Here is a 25,511-nt window from a genome sequence, read left to right on the forward strand (position 1 = left end):
CGAAAGTCTCTGCCGGAGGATAAACCTGCTCGTCGGCGGAACAATGGAGGCTGCCTACCGTTCCACTTGGCAAACCAAAATCCGGTCGCAGCCCTCGGGCGCGGCCAGCGGGGCCGAGAACGATGCAAGCGTCTACCCTACGGAACGATCAGCAAAAACGGCGTCGACCACCACGCATTTACTACGTCCACCCCCTGATGCTGGACGGCATGATGACTTGGTCGGCTGTCTTCGATCACGCCGCAGCCCTGGGCTTCGACACCGTCCTTTCAGCCCCGCCGTTTCTGACGGTGCCGGGCGAAAGCGTGTTCGTTCCCAGCGACCTGGATCGCCTGACGCCATCGCTGCAAAGCCTCGGGAATACCGTCGAGGGGCTTCAGGCCCTCGCCGCCGCGGCCCGCCAACGCGGTCTGAACTTCATGATCGACATCGTCATAGATCGAATTTCAACTGTAGAATCGATCAACGGAGACGTAGTTTCCGATCCGCGCATTTCGCCCGAGGAAAGGCATGCTAAGCACTTTTCAACCGGCAGCGAAGCGGAGGAGGAAAACCTGCGCCAATGGCAGGTCCGCCTCGACGCACTGGTATCGGCAGGCATTTCGGGCTTTCGCTGCCTCGGCATCGACAGGGTACCTTCATATGCCTGGACACGGTTGATCAGCGCTGCCCGCGAGATTGCGCCAGACACTCATTTCTATGCCTGGACCCCGGGCACGGCCTTCTCTGTCCGCCGCGCTCTGCAAAGCGCGGGATTTGACGGTGCCTTCTCGTCTATCTGCTGGTGGGACAAGCGTGGCGATTGGATCGTCGAGGAGCACGATGTCCACCGCGCAATCGGTCTCAACATTGCGTTTCCAGAAGCACCGTTCGGTCGCCGCGTCGCCCATGGTGCGGAAGACCTGGAGACAATCGAGCGCAAAGCGCGTCGTGCACTGCTGATAGCAGCTGAATTCGGCGACGGTCTGCTGATACCTATGGGGTTCGAATTCGGCGCGTCTCTCGCCCTCGACATGACGGCCGGCAACGGACGCGGTATCTCCTCCTTGCGTCACGATGGTCTTCTTGACCTTTCGGGCGAGGTCCGGCGGGTTAATGCAAACCTTCAGAAGCAGAACGCGGCGTTCGAAAGACAGTCGGTCCGCGTGGTCGTGGGCTCGTCGACCCCGGTCTCCATCCTCATCCGCTCAGACGCCGCCGATGCGCGCTTTGCCAGCACGCAGAGGCTGATTGCAGTCAATAACGACCTGCGCAAATCCGCGCTGTTGCCAGTGGGAATGCTTTCCGAAAATTCGGCTGGCTTCCTGCCGCTTTTGGGCTTGGCTGATGGCGCGACGCTAGACGCTGAGAAAATCATCAGGCTGCTTCCCGGCGAGGTCCGGGTATTCGAGGGCAAGGCCAGCAAGGCGATTTTGTCGCAAGCTCCCCTGCCTGCGACAGACGCTGCCGCTACGCCACGACTGGCGATCGAAGAGGTGACGCCGTCAGTCGATGACGGCCGCTTCGCGGTGAAAACCACCGTCGGACAGACAGTCCGTGTCGAGGCTGACATTTTCGGCGATGGCCACGATCCGCTCTCGGCATCCCTCATGTGGCGCGCCGTCGATGAGGACATCTGGTCTGAAGTCCGCATGCAGTTAATCGGCAATGACCGCTGGTGGGCAGAATTCGAACTTCAGCGCATGGGCCGACATGAATTCGTCATCGAAGCCTGGCGCGACCCGTTTGCCATCTTTCGCTATGAACTGGTGAAGAAGAACGACGCCAAGCTCGACCTGAAGCTCGAGCTCCAGGAAGGCCTCGGTCTCGTCAAGTCTGCGATCGGCAAGAATAGCGGCGATATCGCCACGCGGCTTGAAACGTTGGCGGACAGCCTTACCAAGGCGGAAGACAAGGCTCGCGTCCAGCTTTTGCTGGCTGGCGAAACCTCGTCGCTGATGAAACAGGCGGATCACCGCCCGTTCAAAGTGCGCAGCGCAGCGTACCCGGTGGACGCCGAACGGCAGGCGGCAGGTTTTGCCAGCTGGTACCAGATCTTTCCGCGCTCGCAGAGCGGCGATCCGACCCGTCACGGCACATTCGACGACGTGATCGGTCGTCTGCCCGCCATCCGCGACATGGGTTTCGACGTTCTGTACTTCCCGCCGATACACCCTATCGGGAACACGAACCGCAAGGGTCGCAACAACACCCTGAACGCGTCGGAGCAGGATCCGGGCAGCCCCTACGCCATCGGCGCGGCGGACGGTGGCCATGATGCCATCCATTCGGAACTCGGAACATTCGCGGATTTCGACCGGCTGGTCGAGGCGGCTCACGAGCACGGGCTGGAGATCGCGCTCGACCTTGCCATCCAGGCCTCGCCGGATCACCCATGGCTGAAGCAGCATCCGGGCTGGTTCGACTGGCGACCGGACGGAACTGTGCGCTATGCGGAAAATCCGCCCAAGAAATACGAGGACATCGTCAACGTCGATTTCTATGCCAAGGACGCCGTGCCGGGGCTTTGGACGGCGTTGCGCGATGTAGTCCAGCTTTGGGTCGATCACGGTGTAAAGCTTTTCCGAGTCGATAATCCGCACACCAAGCCTTTCCCTTTCTGGGAGTGGATGATCGGCGATATCCGCAGCCGACATCCAGACGTGGTGTTCCTATCGGAAGCCTTTACCAAGCCGAAGGTGATGTACCGCCTCGCCAAGGTCGGGTTCTCCCAGTCCTATACGTACTTCACCTGGCGCAATGCCAAGTGGGAGCTGGAAGCCTATATGCGCGAGCTGACGGAAACGGCGCCGAAGGATTTCTTCCGCCCGCATTTCTTCGTCAACACCCACGATATCAACCCTGATTTCCTGCAGAACGCGCCGCGCTCGGCCTACCTGATCCGCGCCGCACTCGCTGCTACGCTTTCGGGGCTCTGGGGCGTTTATAACGGTTTCGAGCTCTGCGAGGGCCGTCCGGATGCCAAGCGCAAGGAATATGCCGACAGCGAGAAGTACGAGATCCGGGCCTGGGACTGGGATCGGCCGGGCAACATCATCGCCGAGATCACTCGGCTGAACGGCATCCGCAAGCACAATCCGGCGCTGCATTCTCATCTGGGCCTGACCCTGCTGCCGGCTTGGAACGATAACATTCTCTTCTTCGAAAAGGCGACGCCGAGCCGAGACAACGTCGTGCTCGTGGCGGTCAGCCTCGACCCTCATAACGCGCAGGAAGCCGACGTCGAAATTCCGCTGTGGGCCTCGGGCCTTCCAGATAACGGCAGCCTTTTCGTCGAAGACCTCATGCATGGCAATCGAATGACCTGGACAGGCAAGCGGCAACATCTCCGGTTTGAGCCGGGCGTGCCCTTTTCCATCTGGCGTAGCAGTGTTCGGGAGATTTAAATGGACAATATCATCATCAACGAAAAGCTTGGCCAGGATCCGCTCTGGTACAAGGACGCCATCATCTACCAGCTGCACATCAAGTCGTTTTTCGACAGCAATGGCGATGGTATCGGCGACTTCCAGGGCCTCACCCAGAAGCTCGACTATATCGCAGCTCTCGGCGTCACCGCCATCTGGGTGCTGCCGTTCTTCCCCTCGCCTCGCCGCGACGATGGCTACGACATTGCCGATTACACCAATGTCAGCCCCGACTATGGGACGATGGACGACTTCCGCGAGTTCGTTGCCGGCGCGCACGAGCGCGGGATGCGCGTCATCATCGAACTGGTCATCAACCACACCTCCGACCAGCACCCCTGGTTCCAGCGTGCACGGCTGGCAGCACCCGGATCGCCGGAGCGTGATTTTTATGTCTGGTCGGATACGGATCAGAAGTTCCCGGAAACCCGCATCATCTTTATCGATACTGAAAAGTCGAACTGGACCTGGGATGCGGCGGCTGGCCAGTATTACTGGCATCGCTTCTATTCGCACCAGCCAGACCTGAACTTCGACAATCCGGCCGTCATGGACGAGCTGATGAAGGCGATGCGCTTCTGGCTGGATACCGGCATCGATGCATTCCGCCTCGACGCAATCCCCTACCTTGTCGAGCGCGAGGGGACCAATAACGAGAATCTCGAGGAGACGCATGCGATCCTGAAGCAGATCCGTGCCGCCATGGACGAGAGCCATCCCGGCAAGATGCTTCTGGCCGAAGCCAACCAATGGCCGGAAGACACGCGCGACTATTTCGGCGATGGCGACGAGTGCCACATGGCGTTCCACTTTCCGCTGATGCCGCGCATGTACATGGCCATTGCCAAAGAAGACCGCTTCCCGATTACCGACATCCTGCGCCAGACACCGGATATTCCGGACAATTGCCAGTGGGCGATCTTCCTGCGCAATCACGACGAGCTGACGCTCGAGATGGTGACCGATGAGGAGCGCGATTACCTTTGGAACACCTACGCTTCAGACCGTCGGGCCCGCATCAATCTCGGCATTCGCCGCCGGCTTGCGCCATTGATGGAGCGTGACCGCCGCCGCGTCGAGTTGATGAATGCGCTGCTGCTGTCGATGCCCGGCACGCCGGTCCTCTACTACGGCGACGAGATCGGCATGGGCGACAACATCTATCTCGGTGACCGCGACGGCGTGCGTACGCCGATGCAATGGTCACCCGATCGCAACGGCGGCTTCTCACACGGGGACCCGGCACGGCTCGTCTTGCCGCCGATCATGGACCCGATTTACGGCTACGGCGCGCTCAACGTCGAGGCACAGAATACCGATGCTCATTCGCTGCTGAACTGGACGCGACGCATGCTTGCGTTGCGCGGTCGTCACACGGCATTCGGTCGGGGCACCATCCGCTTCCTGAAACCCGCCAACCGCAAGATCCTCGCCTACCTGCGCGAGTATGGCGATGAGACGATCCTTTGTGTGGTCAACCTGTCTCGCCTGCCGCAGGCGGTGGAGCTTGACCTTTCGGAATTCGAGGGCCGGATACCGGTCGAGATGACCGGCATGTCAGCCTTCCCGCCCATCGGCCAGCTGACCTATCTCCTGACGCTGCAGCCATATGGCTTCTTCTGGTTCAAGCTTGCGGGCGAGACCGATGGCCCGGTATGGCGCACTCCGCCACCGGAACAGATGGACGAATTTGTCACCATCGTTCTGAAGCACAACCTGCTGGAACTGATGGAAGACGGTCGCAACGCGGCAGTACTGTCGCGCGATATCCTGCCTTCCTATCTCGCTCGTCGTCGCTGGTTTGGCGCCAAGGGAGAAAGAGTGAAGAACGCGACGCTTGTCGCGGCGACCCCCATGCCTTTTGCAGATGGCGTGATCATGTCTGAGCTAGAGGTAGAGTTCGACGATCGCTCGGAGCGCTACTTCCTGCCGCTTAGCTTTGCCTGGGACGACATGCATCCGCCCATTCTGGCCCAGCAGCTGGCGCTCGCCCGCGTTCGTCAGGGACGTCGCGTCGGCTTGCTGACCGATGGCTTCGCCATGGAAAGCATGGCACGGGCGACCTTGCAGGCGCTGGCTGAACGTTCGACAATCTCGGGCAAGGCCGGCACGCTCGACTTCATAGGCAGCGAAAAGCTCGATGAGATCGCCCTACACGCCGACCTGCCGATCGTCTGGCTCTCCGCCGAGCAATCGAACAGCTCGCTGGTGATCGGCGACCTCGCCATGGTCAAGCTGATCCGCCACGTGTTCGAAGGTGAGCATCCAGAAGTCGAGATGACCCGCCATCTGACAGAGGTCGGCTATACCCACAGCGCGCCGTTGCTGGGTGAGGTAACGCGTACCGACGCGGATGGTCACCGTTACACTCTGATCATCGTCCAGGGCGCCATCCGCAATCAGGGCGACGCCTGGAACTGGATGCTCGATGGCCTGCGCCTGACGACCGATCAGCTGCTGGTCTCGGAAGAAGAACATCACGCAGAGAGCGAAAATCCTTTCCGTCCTCTCGGCGACTTCGCTGCCGTTGTCGGCCGCCGCCTTGGCGAACTGCACGCAGCCCTTGCCGCTCCGAGCGCCAACCCGGCCTTTGCGCCTCTAAGGGTCGATCAGTCGACGGCGAACGAATGGCGTGACAGCGTGCTGTCTCAGCTCTCGACTGCACTCGATATCATTGCGCAATCGAAAGACGGCCTCGATCCGGCCGGGATGGCTTTGGTCGAGCGGGTATTGTCGCGCCGCGAGCGCATCATTCCGGCCATCGGCAAGCTCGCCGATGCCGCTGTCGGCACCTTGATGACCCGCATCCACGGCGACTTCCATCTTGGCCAGATCCTGGTATCGGAGGACGATGCCTACATCATCGATTTCGAAGGGGAGCCGACGCGCGACCTCGAGGAACGCCGTGCCAAGACCAGCCCGTTGCGCGATGTCGCCGGGTTCCTGCGTTCGCTCAACTATGCGGCTGCATCTGCCGACAGCGACAAACAGGTGCTCGTCGACAGTGCCGGCGAAACGCGCCGGGCGATGATCGACCAGTTTACGGCAGAAGCGGAAGTACGCTTCCTCGAGGAGTATTTCGCAGCCTCGGCAAGTTCGCCGCAGTTGGAGATGCCGCCGGAGCAGCGCAACCGCATTCTCGATCTCTTCCTGATCGGCAAAGCTGCCTACGAAATTGCCTATGAAGCCGGCAACAGGCCGAAATGGCTTCCTATCCCGTTGCGTGGCCTATCGATGATTGTCGATCGCCTGCTGGAGAACGACCTATGACGCTTGCCAACGCCGATCTTCTGGCGGGAATAGATCAAGATGCCCTGTATGCTCTCGTTGAGGGCCGCCACGGCGATCCGTTTTCCGTCCTCGGGCTGCATGGCCTCGGCAACGGATACGTGATCCGTGCCTATATTCCTGGTGCCATCTCCATCGACATCATTGCAGCCGGCAGTGGCGAGACCCTCGCGCAGCTGCAGCCGGTCTTCCAAAATGGTCTGTTTGCGGGTGCAGTCGAAGGACGCCTGGAATATCGCCTGCGCATCCACTGGCCGGACGCTATCCAGGAGACGGAAGATCCCTATTCCTTCCCCCCGCTACTGGGCGACCTCGACCTGCACCTTCTGGCCGAGGGCAATCACTACGAACTCGGGCAGGTTCTTGGCGGGCAGGCGATGTCCGTCGAGGGTATTGCCGGCGTCCGATTCGCGGTCTGGGCTCCAAATGCTCGGCGTGTTTCCGTGGTCGGGGATTTCAACTCCTGGGACGGTCGTCGCCACCCCATGAGGTTGCGTGCGAGTGCAGGCGTGTGGGAAATCTTCGTGCCGCGCCTCGGTCCCGGCGATCACTACAAATACGAGATCATCGATTCCGGCGGCACTGTTCTTGCGCAGAAGGCCGACCCCGTGGCCCGGGCCAGCGAAGCTGCGCCGGCAACCGCGTCTATTGTTGCGCGCAGCACACCCTTCCAGTGGAACGACGCCGAATGGCTGGCCTCCCGCAAGGCGCGACAGGACGATGACGCACCGATGTCGGTCTACGAGGTGCATCTCAGCTCCTGGGTCCGGATCCCCGAAGAAGGCAACCGCCACCTGAACTGGATGGAACTCAGCCAGCGGCTCATCCCCTATGCTCGCGACATGGGCTTTACTCATCTCGAGTTCCTGCCGATCATGGAATATCCCTTCGGCGGCTCCTGGGGCTATCAGCCGCTCGGCCTGTTCGCACCGACCGGGCGATACGGCACGCCAGAGGATTTCGCCTATTTCGTCGATCGCGCCCACGCGGTGGGTATCGGCATCATCCTCGATTGGGTGCCGGCTCATTTTCCGACAGACCCCTGGGGTCTTGCCCGTTTCGACGGCAGCGCGCTTTACGAGCATGAAGATCCTCGCGAAGGTTTTCATCGGGACTGGAATACGCTGATCTACAACCTCGGACGCAACGAGGTGAAAAGCTTCCTTATTTCCAGCGCGCTGGAATGGATCGAGCGCTACCACATCGACGGACTGAGGGTCGATGCCGTGGCATCGATGCTGTACCGCGATTACAGCCGCAATGCCGACGAATGGATCCCCAACAAATATGGTGGCCGTGAAAATCTCGAATCCGTCGATTTTCTGAAGCACCTGAATGCCATCGTCCACCAGCGATGCCCCGATGCCCTGATGATCGCCGAGGAATCAACGGCCTGGCCAGGCGTCACAAAGTCGCCGGAAGACGGTGGCCTGGGCTTCGACTTCAAGTGGAACATGGGGTGGATGCACGATTCGCTCGATTATATCGAGAAGGATCCTGTCTATCGCTCATACGTCCACGGAATGATGACGTTCGGACTGGTCTACCAGTACACCGAAAAATTCATGATGCCGCTGTCGCATGACGAGGTGGTTCATGGAAAGGGCTCGCTGATCGGCAAGATGCCCGGCGACGACTGGCAGCGCTTTGCCACTCTTCGTGCCTATTTCGGCTTCCTCTGGGGCCATCCGGGCAAGAAGCTGATATTCATGGGTGGCGAGATTGCCCAGACCACCGAGTGGAACCATGACGCCTCGGTAGTCTGGGACCTGCTCGACCAGCCGCAACACGCCGGCATGCAGCGTCTCGTTCGTGACTTGAACCACCTCTATCGCGATGAAGCCGCGCTGCAGTTCAGCGATGTCCATGGCGAGGGTTTTTCGTGGGCGGTGCCCGACGATGCGGTCAACTCCGTAATAGGCATGTTGCGCCGCTCGGCCGATGGCGAGCAGATGATGCTGGTACTCTGCAACTTCACGCCGGTGCCGCGCTACGGCTACCGCGTCGGCGTGCCGAAGGCCGGCCATTGGTCGGAGGTGCTGAACTCCGACGCAGCAGTCTATGGCGGCGCTAACATCGGCAACGCTGGTGGTGTGTGGACCGAAGATGTCCCGGCGCACAATCACGATGCGTCGATCTCGGTGATGCTGCCGCCGCTGTCTACGCTGTTCCTGCGCTGGTCTGCTGAAACAAAAGCATCCGTCCCGGAAAGCTGAGTTCGCAAGCCAAGACATACCCCGGAATTGACGGCGGCCAATACCTGACTTAATGAGTTAGGTATTGGCCGCCGTCGTTTGGTGCGGCCGCTGGAATGAGCGATGACATTTCACCCTCGCATGGATAACAAGATTGAGGGCTTCTCCGTCATCGGCGGTGTACACCGTCGCGTCTGGAATGGAATCGTCGCCGATGTCTGGGACGTCGATTGTGCGCCCTATGCCGGCGGCTACTACGTCTCCGACGATCCCCGGATGTTTGTCCTCCTGGACTCGCGCGGCTCCGGTCAATGCAGCCTCAAGCTGTCGCCAAAAGCGGCCGGCGTGCAGCAGGGAAATGCGCCGCGTGCCTCCTACATACCGGCCGGGCTGGAGATGTGGGTCGATATGGTAGATATCGATTTCGTCCGTCATCTCGATATCCACTTCAGCGCGGAAGGGCTCAGCCGCCGCCTGATGGAGGACCTCGATCCCGCCAGGCTAGGCAATCCGCGCCTGCTGTTTTCCGATTCGCGCGTGCTGGCGCTGGCAGGTCTTATCGCTGCGGAATGCGAAAATCCCGCGCCGCTGCACGATCTCTACGGCGACGGACTGGCGGTCTCGCTGTTGATCGATGTGCTGCAACTCTCCCGGACAGCACCGCGCAAGCGCAGCAGACTTGCTGCGTGGCAGGTGCGCCGGGTGGTCGATTACATCGAGGAAAATTGCCTCAGAAATATCCGGCTGGAGGAACTGGCGGCTTTGACCAGTATGTCTCAATCGCACTTCAGCCACGCTTTCAAGGCCTCGACCGGCATTCCCCCGCACCAGTGGCAGACGAAGGCGCGACTCGATCGGGCCAAACAATTGATGATTTCGGATACGCCGTTGACGGACGTGGCCGTCGAGACAGGGTTTTCGGACCAGGCGCATTTCACCCGTGTCTTTCGCAAGCACATAGGCACCACGCCGGCAAACTGGAGAAAGAGCCAGCTTGTGTGAGGCTTTTGACACAGGGTCCGGGCAAATGCCGACATCTGCCACAATTGCCCAAAAACGTTCTATTTTGCGAAATTGCGACAAGCCCTTCGATTTAATATGAGTTAATAACTCATCTTATATTGAGAAGGCGCCGCCTTGAGGGTGAAGGGCGGCGCGCAATGGGGCGCAGGACATGACGTATTTGACCAAGGGAATTTCATTCAAGGCACGGCTGGCAGCGGGCGTGGCTATGGCGAGCCTTTCGCTTGTCACATCGGCGACCGCACAGGAGACGCAGCCGACCGAACTAAAACCGCTGGTGGTGCAGGGCGGTCAGGGCGGCAAGGCCGGCGCGACCGACACCGGAAGCGATACGACCGGCCGCGATCCGGTCAAAGGTTATGTTGCCAAGACCACGACGGCGGGATCTAAAGCGGATATTCCGATCAAGGACCTGCCGCAGTCGTTATCGGTGGTCGGTCAGCAGGAAATGCAGGACCGCGGTATTACAAACAAGGTGGATGAAGCCCTGCGCTATACGCCGGGTGTCAACACCCAGCCGTTCGGCAATGACGGCGACACCGACTGGTTTTACATCCGCGGTTTCGATGCGACCCAGACAGGCGTCTTTCTCGATGGGTTGACGCTTTTCAGCTACGGCTTCGGCGGCTTCCAGATCGATCCATTTTCGCTTGAGCGCATCGAAGTGCTAAAGGGCGCATCGTCAGTGACCTATGGCGGCACCAATCCCGGCGGTATCGTCAATATGGTCCGCAAAGAACCGACCGATCAGCCGCTTTACTACACGGAGGTCGGGATCAACAACAACGGCAATGCCTATGCCGGCTTTGACTTCTCCGACAAGCTAAGCGCCGACGGAGTCTGGAGCTACCGCCTGACCGGCAAAGTCGCCGGCGGCGACCAGTACAGCGACTTCACACACGACCTGCGTGGCTTCGTGATGCCGCAGATCACCATCTCGCCAGACGAATCCACCAAGTTCTCGGTCTATGCCTATGTCAGCGGTCTCGACGAAGTGCACAGCGGCAATGGCTTTTTCCCCTATGTCGGTACCGTCGTCGATGCCCCGTTCGGCAAGATCGACCGCAAGGCTTTCTACGGCGAACCGAGCATCGACAAGGAAACCTACAGCCAGGAAATGGTCGGCTACTCCATCGAGCATGAATTCGATGGTGGCTGGAAGCTTTCGCAGAACCTGCGTTACGGCCACCTGAAGAAGGACGAGGAAGGCCCGTATCTCAATGGCTATGTTGGCGGCGACCCGAATGCTGCCGGCTACAGCGACCCGAGCTACGAACTGGCGCGCATCGGCTTCACCGAGCATAGCAAGGCCGATTCCTTCTCGGTCGACAATAAAGCCCAGCGTGAGTTCGACCTGGGCGGCATCAGCCACAATTTCATGGTCGGCACGGACTATTCGCTCTATCGCCTCGATAACGTGCAAGCCTGCTGCGGCTCGAACCCTATCAGCGCCACCGACCCGGTCTACAACAGCACCCAGGGCGCCAACTTCGTCTATCTCGACCAGGTAATGACGCAGCAGCAGCTCGGCGTCTATGCTCAGGACCAGATGAAGTTTGGCGACGGCTGGCTAGTGACCCTCAACGGCCGCTACGATTTCGTCGACGAGAATGCGGACTCCCGGATCTCCACGGATTCCGGCTCGAACAGCAAGTCGCCAAGCGGCCGGGCCGGTCTTGCCTACGACTTTGGCAACGGTATAACGCCTTACGTCAGCGTCGGAACTTTCTTCAATCCGCTGATCGGCACGACCGCTACCGGTGCCGGACTGGTCCCCGAAGAGGGCGAACAATATGAAGCCGGCATCAAATACCAGCCGACCTTCATGGACGCCCTGTTCACCGCCTCGATCTTCAACATCAACAGAAAGAACATGGCGCTGACTGATCCCGCCACCTTCCTGCAGTACCAGCTCGGCGAAGTGCGCTCGCGCGGGATCGAACTGGAAGGCAAGGTCAATCTCGACCAGAACTGGAAGCTGCTCGGCTCATACTCGTACACAGACCTGGAGGTCACGAAAAACCTCGACACCAGCATCGTCGGTAATTCGCCCTATCTGGTGCCGAACTCGACCGCCTCGCTCTGGCTCGACTACACTGTAGCCGACGGTTCACTCGAGGGCGTCAGCCTCGGTGCCGGCATGCGCTACCAGGGCAAGTCCTGGGCCGATGCCGCCAACACGCTGCGCGTACCCTCGGCCACCGTCTTCGATGCGGCCGTGCGTTACGAAAAGAACGGCTGGGGTGCAGCGCTCAATGTCGCCAACGTCTTCGACAAGGAATACGTTTCGGGTTGCGCCGGGGTGAATACCTGCGGTTACGCCGATGCTCGGACCTTCACCCTGAAACTCAGCAAGAAGTGGTAGTCGGCTGACCGGAAGCGGGTGGCTGGCGCCACCCCCTTTCATGCGACAGCGCAAAACGAGGAGATACGCAATGATGAACGCCGCTGTGTTTACCGCCTCCGGCGTTGCCATTCCCGCCGATGCAGCGAAGTTGCTGGACCAGCTTTGTGCCCAGTTGCCGGATTACGTCGTCCGCACGTCTGATGGCGCGACCATCGAGACGACGATAGGCGGCGGCGACATCGCGCTTGCCGACAACCGGCTGATCATCAACCTGCAATGCCCGACGGCCTCGATGTTGTTTACCATTCGCTGCATGGTGGCGGAGCACCTGTTCAAGTCCGCTGAAAACGACGAACTCGATCTCCGCTGGGCGGATGGCCCGCAGGTGGCAGCAGTCCCGGATCTGCGCGAAATCACCGTCGTCGGCGCCCGCGATATCACGCCCCATATGCGCCGTGTCACTGTCGCCACCGATGATATCGGCCATTTCAGCCGCGGGGGGCTGCATGTCCGTTTGCTGATACCGCCCCGTGGCCGTCAGCCAGTCTGGCCTCGGACGATGCCGGATGGACGTATCCAGTGGCCGAAGGGCGATGATGCGCTGATCGTCCGTCCTTACACGATCCGCAATCTGCATCCTGATCGCGGCGAACTCGATATCGACTTTGTCATCCACGAGGGTGATCATGGGCCGGGTGCAGCCTGGGCGCTGTCCGCGAAGTCCGGTGACCGCGCCGCTCTCATGGGGCCAGGTGGCGGCGATATGCCGGATGTCGGCGACATCATTCTGGTTGGCGATGAAACCGCCCTCCCCGCCATCGCCCGCATTGCCGCCGCCGCACCTTCAGATGCCCGGTTGCGCATATTCGTAGAGGTCTCCAGCAAGGCGGACGAGCAGCCGTTGCCAACGGTGGCAAGGTGCCGGGTCGTCTGGCTTCACCGCGATAAGGGCTTTTCCGGGCGGCTGGAGGCAATCGTCCGCGAGCAGGTTGCCGCCGGAGGAGAGAAGCCGTTCGTCTGGGTTGCCTGCGAACAGGCAGAGGCCCGGGCGATCCGGATTTTTCTGAAAACGGAAATCGCCTATGACCGTGATCGTTTCAGTGTCGCCGCGTACTGGCAGCGACAACAGTCGCCTGTCGCCTAATCCGAAGGCCCCTGCCCTTCGCTATGCCATTTCAGCTCGGCTCGAACAGCGGGACGATCTCCATCTCCGGCACCAGCACGAGGCCCTTGTCGGTGATCCGAATTTCCGGAATGACCGAAAGCGGTATGAGGTTGAAGCCCATGTAGGCGATGGTGCACTCGGCCTTTTCCCACTCGATCTTCAGCAGCTTGGTCTCTTCGGCTACCTCGTGGACCCGCTTGTCGGACAAAAGCCCCGCAATTGGCAGTGGCACCATGGCTGTCACCTTGCCATCCATGACTACGCAGACACCGCCCTGCTTTTCCTCGATGGCCGCAAGCGCTACCTGCATGTCTGCCTCGTTGGTGCCGGCGACGATGATGTTATGGCTATCATGGCCGACCGAAGATGCGACCGCACCCTTCTTAAGCCCGAAGCCGTTTAGCAGTCCGTGGGCAACATTATCGGCGGATTTTCCATGACGCTCGATGACTGTCACGAAGCACAGGCCGTGGCGCTCGAAATGTGTCTGCCAGTCGTTCGCCGGCTCAAGACTGACGGTGACGTGGCCGAGGGTGATGCCGGGAAGCTCGGTCTTGATGGTGTGTGCGAGCACCGGCGTGGTCGGCAGGTCCGGCGTCAGTTTGAGATTGGCCGGCAGCTTCACCGTATGGTAGGCGGCCTCCGGATACCGGTATGGTTTTGAAAGCGCCTCGTCGAGGACAGCGGTGATCTTGCGGTTGTCCACGACCAGTTCGCCACCGTACCAGGTGCTGACCGGCTTCAGTTCGTCGGTCAGCAGCACGAGATCGGCGCGCCGTCCACCGCCGAGGCCGCCGATTTCGTTTTCCATGCCGAAGCGCGTGGCGCCGTGCAGCGAGCCCATCGACCAGGCCTGCTCGATCGTCATGCCGGCCTTTACGGCCTCCCGCGTCACCCAGTCCTGGCCGAACAGCAGCAGGTCATCGGCGTCGCGGTCGTCGGTGCATACGGCGATGCGTTTGTGCGAGGCGCCGAGTTCGGTAATGGTCTTGATCGCCAGCGGCAGGCTGTGCCATGGCGTCGTCGGCGGGCCGCCGCGCAGGAAGAGCCAGATGCCTGCCTCCAGCATGTCGTCGGCAATGTCCCGGTCGATGGCTTCATGGGTGTCAGTGACCCCAGACGCAGCATAGGCCGACACGAATTCGCGGCCGTAGACGTGCCCGGAGACCGGCCTACCCCTTTCCAGCGCCGCAGCAAGGATGGCGTGGCTGCGCTCGTCACCCATGGCGACCTGGACGAAATCCATTTTCTCGCCAAGTGCCACCGCTTCGGGCCATTTGTCGAACAGGGCTGCGATTTTCGCAGGCGTCAGATCGCCCCCGGCCGTCTCGAACACTGGCGAGGTTGCCGGCACGGTGCTCGGCACCGTCAGGAAGATCGACAGCGGCGCCTGTCGCGCGTCTTCCAGCATGGCTTCGACACCGGCGACATCCATGACGTTGCCGATCTCGTGGCTGTCGCAGAAAATCGTCGTCGTGCCGTTCAGAAGAGCGGCCTCTGCATAGGCACACGCCGTGACCATGCTCGACTCGATGTGGATATGCGGATCGACCAGTCCGGGCGCGATGATGCCGCCCCTTGCATCATAGCGTTTGGCCTGTGTCCCCTTATAGGTGCCGTTCGGTTTTACTGCAGCAATGCGGCCGCCGGAGATCCAGATTTCCTTGCCGGGCAGAATGCGTTCCGAATAGGTCGAGAGCACGCGCGCATCGCCGATGACCAGATCGGGCTCGCGGCGCGCGGAGGCGACATCGGCAAGAGTGCGGGTCATGGTGGAGAGCGGCTTGATGGAAAAGCGGGTCAGCGTGGTCATCGAAATCCAATCTCTTGTCGGGGCCGAACAGGGATGCATGCTCGCAAACGCAAGCGGCGAATGCAACGGGTGTTGCATTCGCCGGAGGGACTTCTGTGGGTGTCGGATGGAGAGCCGTTACTCGGCAGGAATCTCGTCGGTAACCACTTCGAAGCGGACCAGGTTTGCCGGGCCGAAATTCGTCGTCAGGGCGACGTCTGTTGCATCGCGACCGGTTGCCATCAGGATACGTCCAATGCGCGGCTTGTTGTGACGGGCGTCTACCGTGTGCCAGTTTCCACCGAGGTAGACTTCGAACCAGGCACTGAAATCCATCGGGTTAACGTCGACGGGCACGCCGATATCGCCAAGATAGCCGGTGCAATAGCGTGCCGGAATATTCATGCAGCGGCAGAGCGTGATGGCGAGATGGGCGTAATCGCGGCAAACGCCTACGCGGTCGATGAAGCCACCATAAGCGCTGCGGGTGGAATCGGCCTGCTGGTAATCGAACCTGATCTGGTTATGGGCAAAATTGAGGATCGCCTTGACGCGCTGCCAGCCGAAAGGCGTATTGCCAAATTCCGACCAGGCGAAGTTCGCCAGCCGGTCCGTGTCGCAATAGCGGCTGCCCAGCAAGTAGACGAGAACCTCGTTCGGCAGATCCTTGATCTCGTGCTGCACGGCATCCACCGGAATATTGTCCGGCAGGCCGGTATCGTAGATTTCGAAGGCTGTGGAAATTGTCGTTACGCCGGCGGGCGCCACGATGCGTGTGCAAGCGTTGCCAAAACCGTCGGTGTAGCCTGAAGCTTCTATGTCCCTGTCGAAGGTCAGGACCTGGTCGGACAACAGGTCGATGCGCCGCGACGGGTGAATGTTCAGGCACAGCAACATGGGAGTTGGCTGCGGGCAGTCGTACGCAATGCTGAAGCCGGCACTTATTTTCATCACTTAGCCTTTGTTTATGGGAAACCCATGCAAATTGGCATGAGCTACCGTTGAACGTTGCAGGAGAGAGACTGTTCCATGGCTCTTTCGGCCCTTTCCGGAAGCGTACCTGCACTCCGCTCGGTTGTCACGTTTACCTGTACCGTCATGTAGTCATAATCCTCAGCTTCTCCGTCATAACTGCCGGTGAGCGGGATTGCTTGGCGCGGATCGCGAGCAACGCCGACACGGATCAGATCGCGATTTCCGACAATTCCGTTGGTCGGATCGAATTCGACCCACCCGGCGCCGGGCAGATAGACCTGGCACCAGGCATGGGTGGAGCCGCCGCCCCGTATCGCTGAATCGTTGCGGCTGGGAACGAAGACGTAACCCGTGACGAAGCGGGCGGCGAGGCCGAGGGAGCGGGCCGCTTCGATCATCAGCAGTGCGAAATCGCGACAGGTTCCCTTGCGCAGCTTCAGCGTCTCGATCGGCAGCTGCGTGCCGCGCGCAGAGCGGCGGGCGTAGGCGAAGCTTTCATGGATGGCAAAGCACATCGTCATCAGCAACTGGCCGGTTGCCGTCGGCTGCCCGATGCGGACGAACTGGCGCGCCCATTTGCCGACGATGTCATGCGGATCAGGATAGTGCCGCTCTATGGTCGGCCGAAGGTCTGCGACTTCGTCGGGGTCATAGGCGAACGGATATTGCAGAGCGGTGTCGTCTATCTGCAGGTTCAGGGCCACCTGGGGCGTGTGGTCGAGACGGATCCTTGTTTCGAAGCGCAACTCGCTGGCCGGCTCGGATACATTCACCAGCGCGACACAGTTTCCGAAAACGTCGAGAATCCATCGGACGCTGCTGGGTTTTGGCTCGACGAGCAGTGTCGATTCGAGGAGCCGCTGGTCGAAGCTGTCGCGCGGGCGGAACATCAGCCGGTGCTCCCCGAATGCGACTGGCTTCTTGTAGCGGTAGACCGTGATATGTTTGACGGAAAAGACAGTCATAGTTCAAATGCCCTTCACAGCCTGCATGCGCCGGAGGCTGCATCGATTCTGGAAAAGCGGCCATGCTATATTTTTTCGCCCGTCATGGAAGCGATGATCCGATTCGCGCGCCATTCCTGTTCATATTAGCGGACGATATATTAATGCGCGGACAATTATCCGGAGCTTCGGAAGGCGGAGTGTCCAGAGCTCGGCCGGCACGCTGAGAGTTGACAAATAGAAGCAGTTCGGGTAGTAAAAAACATCGGTAGTTGTTTGCGATATTTATGTTTGCTGGCGCTTGGCGCTTTCTTGACGAAATTCCCCTTTCAAAAATCGAAAATTTATTCGCCGAGTATCTCTCTGCGAAAAACGATGTTGCTATGGAAAGGGTTCGTCATGACCACCGGCACAGTAAAATGGTTTAACTCCACCAAGGGCTTCGGCTTTATTCAGCCTGACAATGGCGGCGCGGACGTGTTCGTACACATCTCGGCTGTCGAGCGTGCAGGGATGCGCGAAATTGTCGAAGGCCAGAAGCTTTCTTTCGAGCTTGAGCGTGACAACAAGTCTGGCAAAATGTCTGCCGGCCAACTCCAGGCTGCTTGACGGTCTTAAGCCTCGCCATGCCACGGATGTACTGGCATGCTGCAGGGGCTTTAGTCCAAGGGAAGGTCAGACCTACAGTCTGGCCTTTTCGCTTTAATACCGACGACACGCTTTGAGGAGGATTGAAACGTGACGGAGAATTCCAAATCTCGCGAGCAGGCTGAAATCGCCTTCAGCAAGACGCAAACCGAATACCTGGCTCGGACCAGGACAATATCCGAAATCGATGAAGTCGCCGCCGATCGCGACGCCAAGACAGCCCGTCTGCGGGAATTGCGACTTGAAAAAGAGGCCAATGCTGTGCCACAGGTAGGCAAGCCGAAGAAAGCCACAAAGCGCTGAGAAGCCATGAGGCAAAACCACCAATAAGGACGACGACCGCTTGAGACACGTAAACGATAATGGCTTTGCCGAGCGCCGCAAGGCTGCCACCGAAGCCAAAAAGCAGCTTTTGACGAAATTCGCCACCGCTCCAAAGCCGACCGATCCGGATGTGGTCGCCAAGCGCGCGGAACGTGCGGCAGCAGCGGAAGCGCGTGAAGCGCGCCGTGCCGAACGCGAGCAAGAAAAGCGCGAGGAATATGCGCGCCAGCTGGCAGAAGCCGCAGCCAAGACCGCTGCCGCCAGTGCCGAAGCGAAGGCTCATGCCGAAGCCCAGGAAGCGGAAGCTGTAAAGAGCGTCGAGCAGATGGCCGCCGACGAGGCAGCCCGCAAGGCCGAACGCGACCGCCGCTATGCAGCCCGCAAGGCCCGTCAGCGCTAGGTTTTCCACAGCAAATTCAAATGCTAGCCGGCCCTTGAAAGGCCGGCTATTTGCGTTGTGGTGCGGTCTTTCGGACGAGTGGGTGAGCTCGGCAGGGATCCCGAAGGCTTTGCTGCGCGTCGCGTGCGAAAGCCGCTGCTTGCCGAGCGCGCAGAAAGGGCTATCGTCCGCACCCATAGGGGTTCGGGTGGAGTAAGGCGTTGGTGTATGATTGGTATGGCGGCCGGACGCGTCGGCTTCGTCAGTTGAAACGCGGACTGTTCTGGTGCGTGGCGTTTCTCGGAGTCTGTGCGGCCGCAATAGTGCTAATGCGGTTTCGCTGACTGTGACGACGTCTTCCGAATGTGCCGGCGGAAGATCCGCCGGCCGAGTTTTGGCCTATGCCGGCAGGGCGGCCGCGTCGCGGAACGACACCAGGCGGCGGCTCTTTTCGTCCCACAGGACGAGCTTTACGCAGCGGATGCTTTCCATGATCGTGATACGCCCGACGTTGCGCAATTGCGGATGGTCGCGCAGCACCTCCGGCAACCGGTAATACGGTACGCGGCTGGCAAGGTGATGGACGTGATGGATGCCGATATTGGCGGTGATCCACATCAATGGGGCCGGCAAGTCGTAATTCGACGCACCGTGAAGAGCGGCGTGGGGAAACTGCCACTCAGGCGGTTCGGACCAATGGGTTTCTTCGAACTGGTGCTGGACGTAGAAGAGCCAGATGCCCGCAGCGCCGGCGAGCACGACGATAGGCAGGTGTACCATCAAGAACGGCACGACGCCGACGGCCCACATGAGCAAGCCGGCGACCACCGCCACGGCGGCGTTGGTCGCCATCGTCGATACCCATGGCTGAAGCCCGGAGCGCATCATGCCGAATGGCAGCCGCTGCTTGAAGAGAAACAGCCAGATCGGGCCAATGCCGAACATGACAACCGGGTTGCGATAGAGGCGGTAGGTCATGCGGCCGCGAAACGACAGTGCGTTGTATTCCGCAATCGTCAGCGTGGCGATGTCGCCCACTCCGCGTTCATCCAGGTTTCCGGCGGAGGCGTGGTGTTCGGCATGGGCGCGACGCCAGTAGTCGTAAGGTGTCAGCGTCAGCACGCCAATGATACGGCCCGTCCAGTCGTCGATGCGACGGCGGGCGAAAAACGAGCCATGGCCGCAATCGTGCTGGATCATGAACAGGCGCAGCAGAAACGCCGCTGCAGGAATAATCAGAATCAGGCCAGGCCAAAAACTGTAGTGAACGGCAATCCAGGACAACGCCCAGAAAATGATAAAGGGTATGACGGTCACGGCCAGTTCGAAAGCGCTACGAGTGCCGCGCGGCTGCCGGTATTTCGACAGGATCTTGAGCCAGGCTTTTTCGTTGGTAATATCGGCGGTAGCGGCTGAAATATCCGCAAGAGCGGGCTTAGTCGTGGCGTTGTGCACCGGCGTTGGACTTTCTGCTCAATGGTAAGGGGAGTGAGCCGACAGTGTAAGACTATCTGCCTATGAACCGAGACCGAGGTTATCCTGTCAGACGATCCCCGTATATCCCATTTGGCCATATGCTTTACCTGTATACAATCATTGAGGCCGTTTCGTGTTTTATCCGACGCTGACCTATCTGCCTGATCTGTCAGTCGCCGGCCCATATTTCTAATCTGCTGCCGGCTCAAGCCGGCGTCGGCGCTGAAGGTTGGCATCGAGTTGCGACATCACGCGAAGAGTTGCATTCACATCATCCTCGCTGGCGCCCTCGAAAAGCTCCGCACGCAGCTTTGCCAATACGTTGCTCAACTCGGTATTCAGCGCTTGGCCGGCGGGCGTCAGACGCAGCGTCTTTGCGCGACGATCCTGCGGGTCTTCGATGCGATCGATATAGCCCAGCTCCGCAAGCTGATCGAGAACCCGTACCAACGTCGGTCCCTCCAGATTAAGGACTTCGGCAAGGGTGCCCTGACGGATGTTGTCGCCGAGACGGGCAATATAGCGCATCGGCAGAACTGTCGCCTCAGATAGCTCGTAAGGCTTCAAGACGCCATCCAGAGCCCTGCGGTAAAGGCGGGCCAGAAGCACAAGACTAACGCCCATCTGCTCGTGCAACTCTCTCATCGGCATAGCATTCACTCTGATTTCGACGCTGTATTTTCAAATATTGTTTTGCGATAGACAACGGCTATCGGCCGCCGTTGTTTCCTTTAACCGGATGTCGATTTTTAAGCACGAAAATTGCGATAGGCGGGAGTTTTTTATCGGTAAAAACAAATCTTCCGGGATGGTCGACTATGCGGCTGAGACTGCGCCGCGGCAAAAGTTCCGGCGTACACACCGATCCGGTGCCGAAATGGTGAATGCATGCCGCGCAAATCCCCCTGTCGATCTCGGATATCCCGTGTTTAATGATGTCTTTTCAAACGGGAGAAGCGAATGCTGTCGCAGGCAGTCGGACACCGCGAGGTGGAGGTAATCATCATCGGTTCAGGCGCCGCAGGGATTGCCGCCGGACGCCACTTGCAAACCGTCCGTCCGGACTTATCGCTGCAAATTCTTGAGGCCGGCGCGCGTATCGGCGGTCGGGCGCTCACGGTTCGACCGAAACTCCTGGCGGACCAACCTGTCGATCTCGGTTGCGGCTGGCTCCACGGCGCCCTAACCAATGCATGGACTTCTGTTGCCGGTGATCTCGGGCTGGCCGTTGACCAAACACCGGCGCCATGGAGCGACGGCGGCCGCCGGCTGCAGAACGACGAAGGAGCAGATGTGGCAATCGGTGACTTCTTCGAGCGCGCCGAGAATTACCGGGGAGAGTCCGACAAACCACTTTCGGACTTGCTCAAGCCGGATAACCCCTGGAACCCTCGGATCGAGGCTATCGGGACCTATCTGAACGGCGCAGCGCTGGATCAGTCCTCCGTTCTGGACTACGCCAACTACGCGCCTGGCGACGGCCCCGACTGGCGGGTGCGTGGGGGCTACGGGACGTTGATCAGCACTTACGCCGGTACATTGCCCATTTCGCTTCGTACAGTCGTGACCGGCATAGACCACCGCTCTCGCACATCTGTCGTCGTCGAGACCAATCAGGGCGTGTTGACGGCGCGCTGGGTGATTGTCACGCTGTCCACTGATATGCTGGCGCGGGAGACCATACGTTTTACGCCAGCCTTGCCGCAAAAGATCGAGGCGGCGGCCTCCCTACCCCTTGGCCTCGCCAACAAGCTTTTTCTGCGTGTACCACCTTACCTCGACTTGCCCGTGGACACCCAGGCCTATGGTTCAGCCAAGACGAGCGCCACCGGCAGCTATCATATCCGCGCCTTCGGCCAGCCGATTATCGAAGCCTACTTCGCCGGTCCGCTGGCCCATGATCTGGAGAAGGCGGGCGATGCTGCAGCGCTGGCTTTTGCGCGCGATGAACTGGCAGGCGTCTTCGGAAGCGCAATTCGCGGCGATCTGGAATTTGTCATGATGTCCGGCTGGGCAACATCAGCGCATATCGGCGGCGCTTATGCCTATGCCATACCGGGCGCCGTTTCTGCGCGCGGCATGCTCGCCGCGCCGGTCGACGGACGCTTGTTGTTTGCCGGCGAAGCTTGTTCCGTTGCGCGCTATTCCACGGCTCACGGCGCCTTCGAGACAGGCGTTGCAGCGGCTGAAAGGATTATCGATGCCGCGCCAGCACCTGCGGCCATTGCACTTGCAAACGAAAGCTAGCCTACCATATTTTCTGCGAGATACTTTTGAGCGCGACACAGCATTATATCCGGCCTATCGCCGCATCTTACGTATTCGGTTCGACAATCGAGAAGCTGTCACACGACGGCGGCGCCATGCCTTTTCTGATGCCCTGTCTTGGGTTTCGCAGTATCGACAGGGATTAGATATGCTCAATCGCTTCACCTTCAGTCGCCGGGCGAGCTTCTGGACGGCTGCCGCAGTCGTCGCCCACACGCTGTGGACAAGTGCTGCGCCGGCCATGACCTACCCGCTCTATGCCAGGGAGTGGGGGCTCACACCATTTGCAACGACCACGATCTTCGCGATCTATCCCATCGTGGTGGTGCTGGTCCTGGTGGTTTTCGGCGATATTTCCGATTATGTCGGTCGCCGCAAGACGATGCTGTTCGGGTTAGCAGCGTCGCTGATCGGTGTGCTGCTGTTTGCCGTTGCGCCGGATGTCTGGTGGGTGCTTGTCGGACGCGCTTTCATGGGCATCGGGGTCGGGCTTTCCGCCGGGCCGTCGGCTGCCGCGCTCGTGGAATTCAGCGCGCCGGGTCAAGGTCAAAAAGCCAGCGCCATCACTACGCTCGCCCAGGTCACCGGCCTGATATGCGCAGCGCTGGTGGGCGGCGCACTGATCCAGTATGCACCGTTTCCGACACGCCTGAACTTCATCGTGCTTCTTTTGGTGCTTGCTGGGATATTTGCGGCGACTTGGTTTCTTCCGCGCCATCTCAGCACGGAGGCCTCCGGTCCTTGGCGGTTCAAGGCCATCGTCATCCCGCGCGGCCTGCGCAAGATCTTCGCGACATCGACCATCGCCGTCACTGCGTCCTATGCGATGGGCACCATCATCCTATCCCTAGGAGCGCAGATTGCCCATGACGTCATCGGCTCGCCAAATGCCATGGTCAACGGCGCGACCATCGCGCTCTTCGCTTTCGTCGGTGGCGCTGTGGCTATCCCCGCTCGGGGTCTCAAATCCTCTGCCACGATCCTGATCGGAGGTCTCGCCTCACTGACCGCAGTTGGCCTGCTTGCGTTCTCCGCCAGCCAGCATTCGCTGGGCCTGTTTGCGACGGCGCTTGTGTTCGGCGGCATATCCTACAGCCTTTTGTTTTCCGGCGGGCTTGGGCTCTTGAATGCCAACGCGCCGCCTCACCATCGCGGCGGCACCTTGTCGGCGCTGTTCCTGGTTGCCTATCTCGCGCAGGGGCTGGCAGCACTCCTGCTCGGGAAACTCGCCACACTCTACGGCCTGAACTTCGCCGTCGATGTCGGATCGGCGATCATTGCCGCCCTCTCACTGTGCGCCATGCTGCTCGCTGTCCTCTACGCCTCCCCCACCCCCTCCTCTCGACACGTGATTGGAAACCGTCCATGAGCACACTTTTCTCACCGTTTGAACTCCGCAATCTGACCCTGCCCAACCGTATCGTCGTTTCGCCGATGTGCCAGTATGTGGCTGACAACGGCAAGGCCACCGCCTGGCACGAAGTCCACCTCGGCGGTTTAGCGCTTTCTGGAGCGAGCATGCTGTTTCTGGAAGCGACAGCGGTGGAAGCCGCCGGCCGTATCACGCCCGGCGACCTCGGCCTGTGGAACGACGAAACGGAAGCCGCACTGAAACCGGTGATCGATGCTATCGGACTGGTTTCCAAGGCGGCTATCGTCATGCAATTGGGTCACGCCGGCCGCAAGGCGTCCAGCCAGTTGCCCTGGGAGGGTGGGGAACTCATATCGCTTGCTGAAGGTGGATGGGAGAACTTTGCCCCCTCCCCGCTTTCCCATAAGGATGGCGAGCGCGCGCCGACCGCTCTCGATTTCGCCGGATTGGCGCGCGTGCGCGATGCTTTCGCATCGACTGCCGAGCGAGCCGCAAGACTTGGGCTGGATGGTGTCGAACTGCATGCCGCCCACGGCTATCTCCTGCATCAATTCCTGTCGCCGCTCTCCAACCAGCGGACCGACGAGTACGGCGGTTCGCTCGAAAACCGCATGCGCTTTCCGCTCGAAGTGTTTGACGCCGTCCGCACAGCGTTCCCGTCGAAGAAGGCCGTTGGCGTACGGATTTCCGCAACGGATTGGGTCGAGGGGGGATGGGATGTCGCGCAGAGCATCGCGTTCGTCAAGGAACTCCAAGAACGCGGGGTCGATTGGATCGATGTGTCTTCCGCCGGCGTGTCGCCGCTGCAGCAGATTGCGGCGGGACCGGGCTACCAGGTGCCATTCGCTGACGAGATAAAGAAGGTAACTGGGGTTACGACTATCGCAGTTGGTCTGATTACCGAGGCTAAACAGGCAGAGGAAATCGTCGCGACTGGCAAAGCTGACTTGGTCGCACTGGCGCGCGCAATGCTGTACGATCCACGCTGGGGATGGCATGCTGCAGCAGAGCTCGGAGCGACGATCGAGGTTCCAGCCTCATACCTGCGCGCTGCTCCGCACGGTAAGGCCAAGCTGTTCCGTCAGGATTAATTGACGCAAATTTCTGGATATTGAAGTTCGGGCCGATTGGCGCGAACTTTGGGATAAAATCGCTAGCCTGCGCTCCGCTGCGTCTGAGCAAGTTGCGATCGTCGATCGCGGAAGTCTACAGGCTAGCTTCATTCCGTAACATTGTCAGTGGGCCCGATGGCGCTCAGGCTCTTTCGCTGACCTTGGCCTCGCTTGCCAGCCGCATCGCACGCAGCCTTGCCGTTTTTTCCTCGCGGGCCTTGCGGCGCTGTTCAGTATCTGCAAATGCGGCCTCGGTCGCAGCGTCCGCAAGCACTCTCTTCTGCTCTTTTGACAGCTGAAGTCTGCGTTTTTTCGGCTCTTCCATTAAGGTCCTCCTTGGGTGCAATCTCGACATACCCGCCCCGCTCACAGCCGAGCGCACTGATGCGCTCCTTATTGATAAGGCGTCCTTTCTTAATGCCAAGCTCGCCAGAAGGTTTCATCGCGTTTCAGACGGTCCGTTGGCGGACACTCGCGTCTGGATTGTCGTTTTCGCGAATCCTGTTACAGCAGCAGGCACGCATGCCGGTCGTGTTGTTTGCGGAGATTCTGTTGGATCTAGAGGCCGCGCCGCGAAGCTCGAAACGGCGTGTAAATTCTGAGTCATCGTGGGCTGGGTTGCCAGGAACCATCACCTCATCTGGAACTCACTGGTTTACTGCGGTAAACTTCTCCACCGGTCTTACGCGTGCATAGCTGCCGTTCGTCACAAAGCCCTTGCTCAACAGTGAGAATCGGTCTCAAATGCGCTTTGAGAAGCCAAGTAGCTTACAAAACGCATTTGCGAGAAAATTAG

The 25,511-nt window shown here is 59.9% G+C and carries 18 protein-coding genes; 12 read left to right on the forward strand and 6 right to left on the reverse strand.

The window, feature by feature from the left end; all coding sequences use genetic code 11:
• The first annotated feature begins 209 nt into the window (after window positions 1-209).
• The 6 genes from PR017_RS26910 (at window position 210) to PR017_RS26935 (ending at window position 13,404) form a co-directional block, all read left to right on the forward strand.
• A complete protein-coding gene (locus tag PR017_RS26910; RefSeq protein WP_425070061.1) occupies window positions 210-3,386 on the forward strand; it encodes an alpha-1,4-glucan--maltose-1-phosphate maltosyltransferase in 3,177 nt (1,058 codons plus the stop codon).
• Window positions 3,387-6,677, forward strand: a complete 3,291-nt coding sequence (gene treS / locus PR017_RS26915) for a maltose alpha-D-glucosyltransferase (RefSeq protein ID WP_111221151.1) — start codon at window positions 3,387-3,389, stop codon at window positions 6,675-6,677.
• The gene (gene glgB, locus PR017_RS26920; protein WP_111221152.1) at window positions 6,674-8,911 is read left to right on the forward strand and encodes a 1,4-alpha-glucan branching protein GlgB; all 2,238 of its coding nucleotides are present in this window, start codon (window positions 6,674-6,676) and stop codon (window positions 8,909-8,911) included. Before treS ends, glgB begins: the two co-directional genes overlap by 4 nt.
• Before the next feature lie 102 nt (window positions 8,912-9,013).
• The gene (locus PR017_RS26925) at window positions 9,014-9,892 is read left to right on the forward strand and encodes a helix-turn-helix domain-containing protein (protein ID WP_111221153.1); all 879 of its coding nucleotides are present in this window, start codon (window positions 9,014-9,016) and stop codon (window positions 9,890-9,892) included.
• A 172-nt stretch (window positions 9,893-10,064) separates the two neighbouring features.
• Window positions 10,065-12,278: a TonB-dependent siderophore receptor gene (locus PR017_RS26930; RefSeq protein WP_111221154.1), complete on the forward strand. Its 2,214-nt coding sequence runs from the start codon at window positions 10,065-10,067 to the stop codon at window positions 12,276-12,278.
• Window positions 12,279-12,348: 70 nt separating this feature from the next.
• Window positions 12,349-13,404: a siderophore-interacting protein gene (locus PR017_RS26935; protein ID WP_111221155.1), complete on the forward strand. Its 1,056-nt coding sequence runs from the start codon at window positions 12,349-12,351 to the stop codon at window positions 13,402-13,404.
• Between the two features lie 31 nt (window positions 13,405-13,435).
• Here PR017_RS26935 and PR017_RS26940 read toward each other — a convergent pair whose 3' ends face one another.
• The 3 genes from PR017_RS26940 to PR017_RS26950 form a co-directional block, all read right to left on the reverse strand.
• A complete protein-coding gene (locus tag PR017_RS26940; protein WP_111221245.1) occupies window positions 13,436-15,238 on the reverse strand; it encodes an adenine deaminase in 1,803 nt (600 codons plus the stop codon).
• 117 nt (window positions 15,239-15,355) lie between these two features.
• Complete coding sequence (locus tag PR017_RS26945) at window positions 15,356-16,168, reverse strand: transglutaminase-like domain-containing protein (RefSeq protein ID WP_111221156.1); 813 nt, start codon at window positions 16,166-16,168, stop codon at window positions 15,356-15,358.
• Window positions 16,169-16,212: 44 nt separating this feature from the next.
• Window positions 16,213-17,157, reverse strand: a complete 945-nt coding sequence (locus tag PR017_RS26950; RefSeq protein WP_111221157.1) for a transglutaminase family protein — start codon at window positions 17,155-17,157, stop codon at window positions 16,213-16,215.
• Between the two features lie 378 nt (window positions 17,158-17,535).
• Between PR017_RS26950 and PR017_RS26955 the strand changes: the two genes are divergently transcribed.
• The 3 genes from PR017_RS26955 (at window position 17,536) to PR017_RS26965 (ending at window position 18,508) form a co-directional block, all read left to right on the forward strand.
• Complete coding sequence (locus tag PR017_RS26955; protein WP_133255612.1) at window positions 17,536-17,745, forward strand: cold-shock protein; 210 nt, start codon at window positions 17,536-17,538, stop codon at window positions 17,743-17,745.
• Between the two features lie 129 nt (window positions 17,746-17,874).
• Window positions 17,875-18,087: a hypothetical protein gene (locus PR017_RS26960; protein ID WP_111221159.1), complete on the forward strand. Its 213-nt coding sequence runs from the start codon at window positions 17,875-17,877 to the stop codon at window positions 18,085-18,087.
• Window positions 18,088-18,127: 40 nt separating this feature from the next.
• A complete protein-coding gene (locus PR017_RS26965; RefSeq protein WP_111221160.1) occupies window positions 18,128-18,508 on the forward strand; it encodes a DUF6481 family protein in 381 nt (126 codons plus the stop codon).
• Between the two features lie 378 nt (window positions 18,509-18,886).
• Here the strand turns inward: PR017_RS26965 and PR017_RS26970 are convergent, their stop codons facing one another.
• A complete protein-coding gene (locus PR017_RS26970) occupies window positions 18,887-19,906 on the reverse strand; it encodes a fatty acid desaturase (RefSeq protein WP_111221246.1) in 1,020 nt (339 codons plus the stop codon).
• A 246-nt stretch (window positions 19,907-20,152) separates the two neighbouring features.
• Window positions 20,153-20,608, reverse strand: coding sequence for a MarR family winged helix-turn-helix transcriptional regulator (locus PR017_RS26975; RefSeq protein WP_161959344.1), 456 nt, complete (start codon window positions 20,606-20,608; stop codon window positions 20,153-20,155).
• A gap of 315 nt (window positions 20,609-20,923) precedes the next feature.
• Between PR017_RS26975 and PR017_RS26980 the strand changes: the two genes are divergently transcribed.
• From PR017_RS26980 to PR017_RS26990, 3 genes are all read left to right on the forward strand, one after another.
• Window positions 20,924-22,210, forward strand: coding sequence for a flavin monoamine oxidase family protein (locus PR017_RS26980; protein ID WP_111221162.1), 1,287 nt, complete (start codon window positions 20,924-20,926; stop codon window positions 22,208-22,210).
• Between the two features lie 169 nt (window positions 22,211-22,379).
• On the forward strand, window positions 22,380-23,600 hold the full coding sequence (locus PR017_RS26985) for an MFS transporter (RefSeq protein ID WP_161959345.1): 1,221 nt from the start codon (window positions 22,380-22,382) through the stop codon (window positions 23,598-23,600).
• Window positions 23,597-24,694, forward strand: coding sequence for an NADH:flavin oxidoreductase/NADH oxidase (locus PR017_RS26990; RefSeq protein ID WP_111221164.1), 1,098 nt, complete (start codon window positions 23,597-23,599; stop codon window positions 24,692-24,694). Before PR017_RS26985 ends, PR017_RS26990 begins: the two co-directional genes overlap by 4 nt.
• Window positions 24,695-24,857: 163 nt before the next feature.
• Here PR017_RS26990 and PR017_RS26995 read toward each other — a convergent pair whose 3' ends face one another.
• Complete coding sequence (locus PR017_RS26995) at window positions 24,858-25,040, reverse strand: hypothetical protein (RefSeq protein WP_111221165.1); 183 nt, start codon at window positions 25,038-25,040, stop codon at window positions 24,858-24,860.
• Window positions 25,041-25,511: the final 471 nt, after the last annotated feature.

The organism is Rhizobium tumorigenes (genome assembly GCF_003240565.2).
GTDB lineage: Bacteria > Pseudomonadota > Alphaproteobacteria > Rhizobiales > Rhizobiaceae > Rhizobium > Rhizobium tumorigenes.